Raw genomic sequence first — 13077 nt, 5'->3', positions numbered from 1 at the left:
TTTTGGTACCTACACTTGACGACGGACCTGGTGGTTATGGCAGTGATCTTGCGTTAATACCACAACGGGTTGCGCACATTGGCCGTGATCTTCTCGATCCACTATGCGATATTCATAAGGTAGCGCGCTTGGTGAAAAAGAAGCGAACAGAAATAAAACGCGCCTTATTGAACCAAGATATTGCGTCGGGTATTGGCAATATTTATGCCGATGAAGCATTATGGCAGGCCCGCGTGCATCCGCGCAAAATAACAACTGCCATGACCGTGACAGCTATTGTGGATGTTTATATGGCAGCACAAGATGTCATGGAGCGTGCTTTGGCAGCCGGTGGAACCTCATTTGACTCGCTGTATGTCAATGTTGATGGCCAGGCAGGCTACTTTGAACGGGCCTTACACGTGTATGGTAAGGCAGGTTTTCCATGTGATCGCTGTGGGACCGCAATTGAGCGGATAACCTTTATGAATAGGTCGTCACATTTATGCCCGACATGTCAACGCCGTTCGAGGTAAACTACATACTGTGAGTGAAGAAATTACCCCTATAAGTGTCATGATAATCGACGATCACGAAGTGGTTCGTCGAGGTATTGCCGAAGTAGTCGATCGCGCCAACGGGTTGCAGGTTATTGCGGAAGCTGGTTCAGTCGCCGAAGCAATTCGTCGCGCGGAACTGATGATTCCGCAGGTCGCCCTCGTCGATTTGCGTCTTCCAGATGGTACCGGCATTGATATTATTCGTGAACTCCACGAACGAGTACCGCAAGTCAAATGTATTGTTTTGACTTCGTTTGATGACGACGACGCACTAGCTGAAGCCCTTGATGCTGGCGCAAAAGCTTACTTACTCAAATCTGTTCGAGGAGCTGAAATCACTGATGTGATCCGAGCAGTTGCTGATGGTCGTGTACTTCTTGACGAACGTACTGTCACGCGCCGGCGCGCTGATCACGACGATCCGACGGCAGATTTGACTCCATCGGAACGCAAAGTCCTCCAGCTTATTGGTGACGGTCTTTCTAATCGTGAAATTGGCGAAAAACTCGGCGTTGCCGAAAAAACCGTGAAGAATCATATCACGTCGTTATTGTCGAAGATGGGCATGCAACGGCGCACGCAAGTAGCTGCGTGGGTAGCTGGCCAGCGGGCAGCTGGATGGCGTAACGCCGCTAACTAAATAAATACTTATATTCGTGTGTGACTAGTCCAATGCTAGTCACACACGAATACTATGTCAGGGGCGCTTCCCAAGTAACACGTGTTCCACGGGTTTGTTCCCGGTTTGAAATCGTGAATGTTCCGTGATGGCGCCGGGCGCGAGCAGCGAGATTCGATAACCCAGAGCGCCGTCCCAATGATTGTGTTATTCCGCGTCCATCGTCGATCACGTCAATTTTGACGTGCGTAGGGTTAACAGATAGTTTCACCGCAACAGAGGACGCATGAGCATGTCGGGCGGCATTCGATAAGCCTTCGCGGACAACGGCAACGACGTCGTCTGCAATATCTGCACCTACTGCGTCGTCAATGAGCGCAAAAGTATTGTCATTGGTTGTCACTGACCCATTCCAACTGATGATTAATGACGGTGCGAAATCTAATGTTTGCAGTGCCACTTTTGTTTCTTGCTGGAGTCGTTCAACAAGCGCAATTGAGGCAGAGTCATCACGCAGTGACTGGACAATAACACGGATTTGGCGGACGGATTCGTCAATAGAAGATATTGCTTGATCTAAAGCTGCACTAACTTCTTTTGCGTATCCTTTTGCGATTAGGTCTTCTTTGACAGCGGTAATATGCATACCAGATGCAAAAAGCTGTTGGATAGCAAGATCGTGGAGGTCACGTCCGATACGAGAACGCTCATCGAGTTCGGAAGCTAGTTCCTCATTGAGCCGTGCCTCGGCTAGCTCTAGCGCAATCGCAGCCTGTTTGGCAGCATTTTCTGCCATCGCCAAATCATGAAGGTTAAACTCAACACCACCAACATCACGTAAAAGCAAAATTACGCCGGTACCAGCAGATTTAGATGCTAGTGGCGCATACAAGGCGGGTCCCCATTGGCGTAGTTGCTCGATACGAACTGTGCGAAGCCGTTGCATTGAATCAACAACTAAACCTGCTTGTTCATGAACAACAGTCATGGCTCGTCCGGCTTCCGGGAATGCGATACCGAGGAGTTGTTCGGCGCCTTCACCATCAACAATTTCTGACACCCAGGTGTCTTGAATGGACGGTAACACCATGATGGCGGCATCAGCTTGAGCAGCGATACGCATTTCATGGACGATAACTTGCAAGGCTTCGTCTTCGCCTGAGCCTTCGAGCAAGGAAGAAACAATGTTTTGTGAGGCGGTTAGCCAACGAGCACGGTTTTGTGAACGCACAAACATTTGAGAATTTTGGGCTGCGATCGCTGCTGCTTGTGCCAGGATCTCCATTTGAGCGCCGTCGTCGTCAGTAAAACCGCCTGGTTTATCTGTAAGGTAGAGCCGGCCCCAAACTTGTTCTTTAATTGAGACGGCAACAGCTAGATAGTTTTTCATTACGGGGTGTCCGGCCGGGTAACCGTAACGATGGGGATAAGTATCGAGATCGTTAACGATCAACCATCCCTTCAATGGAGTATCTGCGAAAACTCCATGACCGCGTGGGGGACGGCCGACCTTTCGGGCATCTTCTGGTTCCATTCCAGATTGGATGAATTGCATTGTCTCCCCGTGGGAGTCTAAAACTGCGAGTGCAGCATAGTGGGCACCAGTGAGCTGGCGGGCGGAATCGACGAAGTGTTGATAGGCTGCCTCGCGTTCAAGTTGACCAGTGAGTTGTAAAGCGTGTGAGACAACGGCAGTGAGTCGATTAGAATCCATGAGATTATCCTTCTTGGCGTAACGACCAAGCATATTGGGAGTTACGTTTACTGAGTTCGGTGTGGGTTCCTTGATCAATAATAGTGGCTTGTCCGCTGCCGTTATCATCTAGGATGATAACGTGGTCTGCCGCATCGAGTGGGGTGAGCCGGTGGGTGACAAGGACGACGGCTCGGTTGTGATCGACGTTGAGGATATCGCGAATCAGAAGATCTGCGGTATGCGGATCGAGATGTTCACCTGGTTCGTCGAGAAGTAAAATAGTTGCTGGAGTAGCAAGAGCACGTGCTACCAGCAGACGGCGTCGTTCACCGCCAGAAACAGTTGTGGCGTCCGTACCTAATTCGGTATCCACTCCGTGGGGTAGCTGATTTAACCAGGAACCTAAGCCGATCCGATTGAGTAAATCACGCGCTTCTTGCGCAGAGACATCGGGACGAGCAACTCGCAGATTTTCAAGAATCGTGGTGTCAAAAATATGGGCGTCTTCTGCCGTGAAACTGATATGTTCAGTTAGCGCACTGCGGGCAATGGTAGACACTGGTTGAGAATCGATTGTTACCTCACCGGCGTGCGGTGGAATTAAACCGGCTAGTGTGGCGAGCAATGTGGATTTTCCGATGCCTGACGGTCCGACGATTGCTAGGGTTCGCCCGGGTTGTATCTGCAACGAAATAGGGGTAGTCACATCAGGCCCGCCTGGCCATCCGGCTACGACGTTAGTGGCCTGGAGTGCGCAACCGGGGGTGATCTGTGGGGTGGCCTCAGATGCCGGGGACATGGCGGCTTGATCAATGATAGCCATGATCCGTTGTGCGGCGGCCCCCGATCGCGTTAGTTGGATAAAAGCGCGGGGCATACGTGATGTGGCTTCGAAAGCTGATAATGGGGTAAGCACGCAAACGACAAGATTTACTTCGCTTAATGTGCCAAGACCAACCTGCCATGAGCCAATAATAAGTGCGCCGATGACGGCAAAGCCGAGGGCAAAGATATCTATCGCGGAGGCCAAGGCTGTGTACCGTGCGGCATGATCACGATTTTTCCACATTTTTTCCTCGATGCTCTGTTGCCGAGCTTGTGCGGTTGTCAGTTTGCCAGATACGCGTAATTCGGAAGCATGCTCAAGGAGGTATAAGGCTTGCTCATTGAGTTGAGCACGAGTAGCAATATTGGCTTCTTCAGCCATTTTTGCACCCATCATGGCGCATAGTGGTCCGACAAACCCACTAAAAAATAGGGCAATAGCTACGATGATGGCAATGAGAGGGGAGAGGAAACCAAGAATTCCGAGGGTTAGTAGGGTAATAATTCCGGCCACAAACATGGGGAGAAGTGATTGGACGACGACGAGTCCTACTTCGTCGACATCTGCGTTAGTACGGGTCAAGAGATCGCCACGTTTGAGTGATGTTACGACGTCTGTTGAGGAGTTAGCTAGTTGCCGGTAGATGTGGGAGCGTAGTTTAGCCATACCGTGTAACGCGACCCAATGGGAGGCGATACGTTCGAGATATCGGAAGATTGCTTTGCCCACGCCGAAAGCACGGACACCGACCGAGGCTACGCTTAAATCGAGTACGGGAGGAAGTTGGGCGGCGCGGGCGATCATCCATGCTGCGGTGGCACCTAAGCCGACGGTTGAGCCGAGGGCACCAGAGCCAGCTAGCACGGACCATGTGAAACGTTTTTTATCGACGTCGAGAATTTTTAAGCAACGGCTAAGTGCGACTCGTTCGTCGTGGGGAAATGGATGGGTCACAATACCTCCCGGGTAAGTCGCGTGCGGGAAACGACGTCGATCAGATTGTCAGCGAGATCAGCCATAGCGGTGCGATGAGCGATAACGATGACCGTGTGTCCACTGGCGCATAATTCATTGATTGCGGCTAAGACGTGTTCTTCAGAAATTGCATCGAGGTGAGCTGAAGGCTCGTCAAGAATGACAATAGGGTTAGCTGAAATCAACGCTTTTGTCAGTGCTAGCCGTTGGCGTTGTCCTACTGATAGGCCAGTCCCGCCTTGACCGATACGAGTGTGCCAGCCATGGGGAAGCGTAGCTAGTACGTCGTCAAATCCGGTGATATGAGTTGCGCGAATGACGGCTTCAGTAGCTGGATCAGCACCGAGATTCTCAGCGATTGTTCCGGGAACGAGAACTGGACGTTGGGGCACCCAAGTGATGTTTTCCCACCATTGTTGCTGATCAAGTTGTGCTAAATCTTCATCTCCGATAAGCACTTTTCCGGCAGATGGTGCTAATAATCCTAGCAATACGTTAACGGTGGTAGATTTTCCAGATCCGGAGGCGCCACGGATGACGGTTACTTGTCCAGGATTAATTGTGGCGGTTAATGACGATGGTGCAATGGTTGCCCTTCCGGGAGCCAAAACTGAAACTTCACTGAGATGAATAGGTGTTTTGCTCATATCTGGCACTGGTTTGTTGCCTGAATGATGATATGGCTGGGTTTGTAAGATTTTGAATGCGCGTTCGGCGGCAGCAACTCCGTTGGCTGAAGCGTGGAATTGGGTGCCAACTTCGCGTAATGGTCTCAGTACCTCAGGGGTAAGCATGATGACGACGAGCCCTTCAAACAGTAAAACATCGCCGTTGACCATTCGTAAGCCGATAGATACAGCAACAAGTGCAGTAGTGAGCGTGGTGATGAATTCCAAGGCTGCTCCGGATAGGAAAGCAACGTAGAGGGTGTTCATTGTTCGGCGGGCGAAAGATAGACCGAGCTCGTCCACCCGCTGGGCTGGGCCGGTTTCTCGACCAACGCCTTTGAGAGTTGCAAGCCCGCCTAATAAGTCTAGGAGTTGGCTTCCTAGTTGTTGCATAGTTTGGAGGCGTTTAGCTGAATAAGATTGCGTCATTTTGCCGATGAGGATCATGAAGAGCGGGATCAGTGGTAAGCATAAGACGATCATGACTCCGCTTAAGAAATCCATATAGGTGACAACGGCAAGGAGAAGAGGTGTAGCGGTAGCAGTGAGAAATAGTTCGGGCAAAAAATGGACAAAGTAATCTTCTAAGTCATCTAAACCACGCGTAGTTAACGTCACAACTTCGTTGGTGTTACCTCGCGCTAACCAGCGTTCACCGAGATCACCAGCGTGCTGTAAAACTCGTGACCGTAATTGGCTGATGACGCGAACTGCGGAACGGTGTCCGATGGCGCCTTGCAGGTAGGTCAGTGTGATACGGCCTAAAAAGACTGCACCTAAAAGTATAAGAGCAGGTATAGCTTGGCCGAGGCTACTTTGGTGATAAAAAATGGGCGCGATAATGGCGGCGATCAGATAGGTTTGAACGCCTATTAGGAGGGTCATCACAATGCCTATTCCGACGAGCAAAGCAAGGTATCGACGAGTTGCCTGTGCATAATGCATAAGGCGTGGATCGAATGGTTTCACAGTGTCCTAACCGTACGAATGGATTGGTCTATAGTCCTAGTTTAGCGTGGAGAGCCCATTAGATTCTGTTGTGGACATGTTTAGCTTGGATAAATCGCGTAGTGTGGAATGGGTCATAACAATGAAATTAGGTTTGACCAAGAGGAGAATTTTTACGCAGGCAAAAAAGCTATGGGCATCTCTTGCTATTGGTGGATTGATGTTGACTGGATTAGCAAGTTGTTCGTCTGATAGTAAAGACGCAGATGCACCGGGATCTGTTTATTTCTTAAATTGGAAGCCGGAGGCTGAGCAAACATATCAGAAGATCGCGCAGGAGTATGAAAAAGAAACTGGCGTGAAGGTTAAAGTTGCTACATCCGCTTCTGGTGGATACGAACAGACACTGAAAACAGAAATCACTAAATCTGATGCGCCAACGCTTTTCCAGGTCAATGGTCCAGTCGGCCTTAAGACATGGCAGAAGTACACGGCAGATTTATCTGATACGCCTTTTGCACAGTCGTTGAAAGATGAAAATTTAGCTCTTCGCGGTGAAGACGGCAAGGTGTATGGTGTTCCGTTGGCTATTTAGGGCTATGGGATTATTTATAACCAAGAGATCTTGGACAAGTATTTTGCCTTGAGCGGAGCTAAGGCCATGAATATGGACGAGATCAAGAATTTTGCGACATTGAAAGCTGTCGTAGAGGATATGCAAGCTCGTCGAAGTGAATTGGGAATTGAAGGAGTTTTTGCCGCTACGTCACTTGCTCAGGGGGGAAGATTGGCGTTGGCAGACACACTTGTCAAATATTCCAATGTACTACGAGTATCAGCAAGAGAACATCACTGATACTGAGGCTACAAAGTTCACTTTTAACAAGGAATTTAAGAATATTTTTGATCTTTACCTTGAGAATTCAACGGTAAATAAGGAACTAACGCCGACGAAGACAGTGACTGATTCGATGGCAGAGTTTGCCGAGGGTAAGGCTGCTATGGTTCAGAACGGAAACTGGGCATGGAGCCAGATCAAGGATGCTGCTGGTAATACTGTCAAGGAAGATAAAATTAAGTTCTTGCCTATCTACACTGGTCATGATGGTGAAGAAAAGCAGGGTCTTGCGGTAGGTACTGAAGCATTTATGGCTATTAAAGCTAAGGCGTCTGAGGCTGATCAAAAAGCAACGATTGATTTTGTGAACTGGTTGTTGACCTCTGAAACAGGCAAGAAGTTTGCCGTTGAAGATTTAGGGTTTAACGCACCATTTACATCATTTGCAGAAAATGAAGTACCAAACGATCCGCTTGCTAAGCAGATTGCTTCCTACATGACCAATGAGGATCTTTCGGTAGTTCCTTGGGTATTTACTACGTATCCATCACAGAAGTTTAAGGATGATTTCGGCCAGGCATTAGCCCAGTATGCTACCGGAAACCTGACAAGGGATGACGTCGTTTCTACCTTTACAACGGGATGGAAAGCTGAGAAAAAGTAATATTTTCCGTTAAGCCATGAACTCGTGGGAGGAGCATAGTGCTCCTCCCACGGGAAACGAGGGTATGATGAGGTCACTCAAAAAATATTTTCCAATTTTTGTTCTTCCTACGCTCATCGCTTTTGCGATAGCTTTTTTATTCCGTTCATTTTAGGTCTTGGGTTATCATTTACTGACTTTACGACGCTGACAGATTGGGAATTTGTTGGTGTCCAGAACTATGTTGATGTTTTCGATGAACGCAGTGGTTTCGTATAAGCTTTTGTCTTTACTATTTTGGTATCTGCAGTAGCAATCGTTACGGTTAATGTTTTTGCTTTTTGGATTGCTTGGTTGCTTACTCGTAAGTTAAGGGGAACAAATTTTTTCCGTACTGTTTTTTCATGCCCAATCTGATTGGTGGAATTGTTCTAGGTTACACTTGGCAGGTTCTCATCAACTCTATTTTGGCTAAATAAGGAACTACGATCGTTTCGGATTGGACGTACGGTTATTGGGGTATCATTATTCTCTTGAATTGGCAGCTTGTTGGATACATGATGATTATTTACATTGCTGGCTTGCAAAATGTTCCCCGTGAGTTAATCGAATCAGCCGAGCTTGATGGGGCGGGACGATGGAAGACTTTGCGGCATGTCACCATCCCGATGGTTATGCCAGCGATAACGATCTGTCTGTTCCTTACATTGGCAAATACGTTTAAAATGTATGACCAAAATTTGGCGTTAACTGCGGGAGCCCCGCAAAGCCAAACAGAAATGGTGGCGCTAAGTATTGTCAATTCGATGTTCTATCGAGTTGGTGAAGAGGGTGTGGCTCAGGCTAAGGCAGTGATTTTTGTTGTCGTTGTTGTTGTCTTGGCAATGGCTCAGCTAAATGCGACGCGTAAGCGGGAGGTTGAAGCATGAAAAGCTTATCAGTGGGGAAGTTGTTGGTATATCTCCTTCTAGTTTTTTAACAGTGGTTTTCCTCGGGCCATTATTCTTTATCGTTGTCAATTCATTCAAAGCAAAGTTTGCGATATCTGGTGATCCTTTCTCAATCCCGGTAGGTGATGACTTGGTTGGTCTTAGTAACTATGTGACGGGGTTGGTGCTATCTGGTACCACTTCAGCGATTTTGTGGTCATTTGTTATAACGATTACTTCTGTGGTTGTGATAGTTTTCTTTTCTTCGATGACGGCTTATTACATAGTGCGAGTAAAAGCATGGTGGACAACTCTTTTGTACTTTGTTTTTGTTTTCTCTATGGTGATACCTTTCCAGATGGTCATGTTTCCGACTGTCAAAATTGCTGATTCTCTTTCGTTGGCAAATCCTGCTGGCATGGTGGTCTTGTATCTTGGCTTTGGTGCGGGTTTGAGCGTTTTTATGTTCGTTGGCTTCATCAAAGCGATTCCAGTTGAAATAGAAGAAGCAGTGGCGATTGACGGATGTAGTCCGCTCCTAGTGTATTTCAAAGTGGTGTTACCTATGCTGAAGCCGACGTCGATTACGGTAGCTATTTTGAATGCGATGTGGGTCTGGAATGACTTCTTATTGCCATCGTTGGTGTTGGGGCCGTCAAGTGAGTATCGTACAATCCCGATTGTGGTTCAGTTCCTTGTGGGCTCGAATGGCAACCGTGACATGGGTGCGTTGATGGCTATGCTTGTTTTAGCTATTGTTCCAATTGTCCTTTTCTATGTTTTCGCGCAGAAATATATCATTGAAGGTGTGTCAGCGGGAGCAGTTAAAGGCTAAGTTTTCACATAGTTTTGAGTGGCGCTGGGTAGTATATACTCAGCGCCACTTTAGTACGGGGGATACGAGTGAATCCAGAATCTGGCATGTATCGAGTGCTTGACTCGGCAGTAAATCCTGTTTTGCTGAATTTTTTGATGATACTAGCGTCGATACCTTTAGTCACTATAGGTTTGTCATTACGAGCCGGCTATCAGGGATTAGCAGACATCAAAAACGATCGGGATACTCAAGTTATTCGGAGTTTTTCAAGCGATTTTGGACGCGGTGGGATACAACTACGACGTGGGGGCTCATTGTTGCCACAGTATTTGTTGGTTGTATGGCAGAGTGGGCCTTTTGAACCATTTTGAGGCATTGCCAGATAGCCAGAATTATGCCCTCATCATGCTTATTATGAAAAGTGGAATGGTTGGCGGGGTACTTATCATAAGTATTATCACGACGTGGATGTATGCCAACGTGAGTGATTTAGGCTGTACCAGTGACAGTTTAGTTGTCAGTATTAGCCAAGCCTTGAGAGTTGCAGTTCAGCATGTACTGGTGACGTTTATATTACTCGTTGTCACATGGGCCCCGGTGGTTATGTTATTTATTTTCCCTCACCATTGGGTAGCTATTGTTGGATATATGGCGATGTTCGGGGTGGCGCTTCCAGGTTATATCGCAGTTATCAATATGGCGAAATAAAAGGTTGGGGTTGCCTGTAGACAACCCCAACCTTTTATGATGCTTAGATCAGCTTACGCATTTTCGAATTCACGAATTTTGGTTGGATGTAAGCCAGCTGGTTCTTCTGACAGCGACTCAACGCCGAGGCGACGAGAGAACGATAGGTAGGACCAGATGGTGTATCCGGCAACGATCGGAACGAAGATCACAGCTGCGATCGTCATAACGGTGTGCGTTGCTGTTGTTGCTGATGCTTGGACTAATGTTAGGCCGTAAGCGTCGTTGATATAGGACTTGAGCGCAAATGGAACTGTTGTTGTAAATATGAAGACAACAGCAAATGCAACACCAGCCATATGAGCGAAGAATCCAGCCTTTTCCTTACCTTGTAGGGTAAAGAATGTTGAGACAAGTAGACCAACGGCAGCTAGCGCAAGTGGAATAACAGCGAACCAGGTTGTGGAGTAGGCAAAGAGCGCCCACAGAGCCCATAGTGCAGTTAGTCCTGTTGAAACTAGTGAGGTCTTCTTAGCAAGTGCTTTCGCCCGCTCAGAGAAGTCACCTGTTGTCTTCAAAGCGAGCCAGAGCGCGCCATGAGTTAGGAACAGGGAAACAACAACGAGGCCGGCGACAATAGTGAATGGTGTAAACAGAGAGAAGAATCCGCCGGTCAAGAAATGCTGTGCGCCTTGACCGAGAGCGGCATCAACCTGTGTTGGATCAGCCGGTACGAAGGTGGATGGATCGCCAGCTGCACCATAAGTGCCAACCTGGATTGCCATGCCTTGAACGAGGTTGCCAAATGCGACACCCCATACGAGGGCGACGAGCCAAGCGGAACCAAAGTGAATGTAATCCCATGCATTACGCCAGGCGTCGGAGTTAATCTTGCCGCGCCATTCTATCGCAGAGATTCGCAAAATGAGCAAAACTAGCACGAGAACGAGAGCAATGTACATGCCGGAAAACATGGTTGCGTACCACTCAGGGAAGGCGGCGAAAGTTGCGCCACCAGCGGTGAGAAGGAAGACTTCATTACCATCCCAGTGTGGGCCGATAGTATTAAGTTGAAGGCGACGTTCTTTTTCGTTGCGTGGCAGGATATGTAGGAGCATGCCGGTTCCGAAACCGAAACCTTCAAGGGTAACGTAGCCAATCCACAGCACAATGATGAGGACGAACCACAGAATTTGTAGGAATGAGAGATCCATTGTTAGGTGTCCTTTCCTCAGTATCCAAAGCTTAGCTTGGCATCTGGATTGGTATGGTCAAACTGCAATGCAACGTTCTTGGCAGTGTTAATGCCTTCTTTCACGTAGCGCTTGATCAAGACGTACCAAACGACGCCGAGTGCCGCATAGAGTAGGGTGAAGATGACTAGGGAGATGAAGACCTCAACCGGAACTACGTTTTGAGAAACGCCGAAGTCGGTAAGTTGCTTAATCATCTCAGAAGGTGCCATGCTATCGGCGACTTCCATGTTCGGGTAAACAACCCATGGCTGACGACCCATTTCAGTCAAGATCCATCCGAAGATGGAGGCAAGGTATGGGAAAGTAATAGTCCACAGGTAGAGCTTGGAAATTCCGCCAGAACGGATCAGATTGTCCTTGCGCAATAGCCACAAACCAACGAAGGATAAAGCAATTGAGGCAAAGCCAAGAGCCATCATGATGCGGAAAGAGTAGAAGGCGATAAATGGGTTGGGCAGATAGTTCACGTCTGCACCGAATTCATCACCAAACATGTTCGTGAACTTCTCTTGGATTTCGGTCGCTCCAGTAACTTCGGAGTTAGGTCCAGAGAAGTGGTCGGTCACCATGAAGGATTCTAGGCCGGGGATTGGCAAAGAGATGATGTTTTCTGGTGTGAGCTCAGTACCGGTCATCATCAATGCTAGTGGCGCGTTTTCTTCAGTATGGGTAATTCCCATTGCGGCAATCATCTTTGTTGGCTGAACCTTGTAGATGTGTTGCCCCATGAAGTGTCCAGTGACGAGGGCGAGAACGCCCGCAACTGCGAGAACCTTCAGGCCAAAACGAGCTGCTGGTTTCCATAATTCAATGGCTTCAGCTTCGTTGTTATTCTTTACGCTACGAACCATCCACCAGATCGATACGCCAGCGATGAGTGTTCCAGCAACCATTAAAGAAGCGGAAATTGTGTGTGCAAAAGCGTAAAGGGTAGTAGTGGAGAAGACGACTTCGAGGAAGCCTCCGATACCGTCGAGTTCAGCGCGACCAGTTTCTGGGTTAGCGATAGCTCCGACTGGGTTTTGCATGAAGGAATTTGCAGCCAAAATAAACAAAGCTGAGATATTGGTACCTAGTGCCACAAGCCAAATAGCCACGGTGTGTGCCTTTGGTGAGATGCGTCCGCGACCAAAGATCCATACTCCGAGGAATACAGATTCTAAGAAGAACGCGAGGAGCGCTTCGAATGCGAGTGGAGCACCGAAAATATCACCAACATAACGTGAGTATTCAGACCAGGTCATACCAAATTGGAATTCCTGAACGATACCTGTCGCGATACCGAGTGCGAAGTTAATGAGAAGTATTTTTCCGAAGAATTCGGACAGCTTGAGCCACTTTGTGTCTCCGGACCGAAGCCATTTTGTTTGTAAATATGCGACGAGTGGGGATAGGCCGATCGTCAACGGTACCAATATGAAATGATACACCGTTGTAATGCCGAACTGCCACCGCGCAAGGTCGAGGACATCCACCTTTTTCACCTTCCGTGCGACCTGATGAATAGAGTTACTGAGTCGGATGGGCCTTTTAGCCCGTTCCAATATGGCTACCACTCGAGCGTCGTTGTTACGAGCTCAGGTGTTAGGGACACATTGAATCCATAATGTAATCATGACGTATTTTACTCTCGGAT

General features: G+C 48.1%; 9 protein-coding genes and 2 pseudogenes. 6 read left to right on the top strand and 5 right to left on the bottom strand.

The genetic code is table 11. From position 1 onward, the window contains the following. Positions 1 to 2: 2 nt before the first annotated feature. Both HC352_RS09075 and HC352_RS05250 read left to right on the top strand, forming a co-directional pair. Positions 3 to 515, top strand: a complete 513-nt coding sequence (locus HC352_RS09075; protein ID WP_247645164.1) for a zinc finger domain-containing protein — start codon at positions 3 to 5, stop codon at positions 513 to 515. A 40-nt stretch (positions 516 to 555) separates the two neighbouring features. Beyond that, positions 556 to 1179 (top strand): response regulator, encoded by a 624-nt coding sequence (locus HC352_RS05250; RefSeq protein WP_168918620.1) that lies wholly within the window; start codon positions 556 to 558, stop codon positions 1177 to 1179. Between the two features lie 52 nt (positions 1180 to 1231). Here HC352_RS05250 and HC352_RS05245 read toward each other — a convergent pair whose 3' ends face one another. From HC352_RS05245 to cydD, 3 genes are read right to left on the bottom strand one after another with little or no spacing between them, the layout of a single operon-like run. Beyond that, entirely contained in the window at positions 1232 to 2872 is a 1641-nt protein-coding gene (locus HC352_RS05245) for a GAF domain-containing sensor histidine kinase (protein WP_168917902.1), read from the bottom strand. Between the two features lie 4 nt (positions 2873 to 2876). Further along, on the bottom strand, positions 2877 to 4634 hold the full coding sequence (gene cydC, locus HC352_RS05240; RefSeq protein ID WP_168917901.1) for a thiol reductant ABC exporter subunit CydC: 1758 nt from the start codon (positions 4632 to 4634) through the stop codon (positions 2877 to 2879). Then, a complete protein-coding gene (gene cydD, locus HC352_RS05235; RefSeq protein WP_168917900.1) occupies positions 4631 to 6292 on the bottom strand; it encodes a thiol reductant ABC exporter subunit CydD in 1662 nt (553 codons plus the stop codon). The genes cydC and cydD overlap by 4 nt, the downstream gene beginning before the upstream one ends. A 121-nt stretch (positions 6293 to 6413) precedes the next feature. On the opposite strand from cydD, the pseudogene HC352_RS09225 reads away from it, so the two are divergent. The 4 genes and pseudogenes from HC352_RS09225 (at position 6414) to HC352_RS05215 (ending at position 10206) form a co-directional block, all read left to right on the top strand. After that, positions 6414 to 7773 (top strand): annotated as a pseudogene (locus HC352_RS09225) (ABC transporter substrate-binding protein). A gap of 64 nt (positions 7774 to 7837) precedes the next feature. Beyond that, positions 7838 to 8681, top strand: a pseudogene (locus HC352_RS05225) (carbohydrate ABC transporter permease). A 7-nt stretch (positions 8682 to 8688) separates the two neighbouring features. Then, positions 8689 to 9516: a carbohydrate ABC transporter permease gene (locus tag HC352_RS05220; RefSeq protein ID WP_369801284.1), complete on the top strand. Its 828-nt coding sequence runs from the start codon at positions 8689 to 8691 to the stop codon at positions 9514 to 9516. 339 nt (positions 9517 to 9855) lie between these two features. After that, positions 9856 to 10206 (top strand): hypothetical protein, encoded by a 351-nt coding sequence (locus HC352_RS05215; protein WP_211080629.1) that lies wholly within the window; start codon positions 9856 to 9858, stop codon positions 10204 to 10206. Between the two features lie 53 nt (positions 10207 to 10259). Here the strand turns inward: HC352_RS05215 and cydB are convergent, their stop codons facing one another. Next, positions 10260 to 11399 carry a cytochrome d ubiquinol oxidase subunit II gene (gene cydB / locus HC352_RS05210; RefSeq protein WP_168917897.1) on the bottom strand — a complete coding sequence of 380 codons (1140 nt, stop codon included), beginning with the start codon at positions 11397 to 11399 and terminating at the stop codon, positions 10260 to 10262. Between the two features lie 17 nt (positions 11400 to 11416). Further along, positions 11417 to 12916 (bottom strand): cytochrome ubiquinol oxidase subunit I, encoded by a 1500-nt coding sequence (locus HC352_RS05205; RefSeq protein WP_168917896.1) that lies wholly within the window; start codon positions 12914 to 12916, stop codon positions 11417 to 11419. Positions 12917 to 13077 lie beyond the last annotated feature (161 nt).

Origin of the sequence: Arcanobacterium buesumense, assembly GCF_012563545.1 — a bacterium.
GTDB classification, from domain to species: domain Bacteria; phylum Actinomycetota; class Actinomycetes; order Actinomycetales; family Actinomycetaceae; genus Arcanobacterium; species Arcanobacterium buesumense.
The sequence above is the reverse complement of the archived record's forward strand: the minus strand, read 5'-3'. Positions and strand labels throughout refer to the sequence as shown.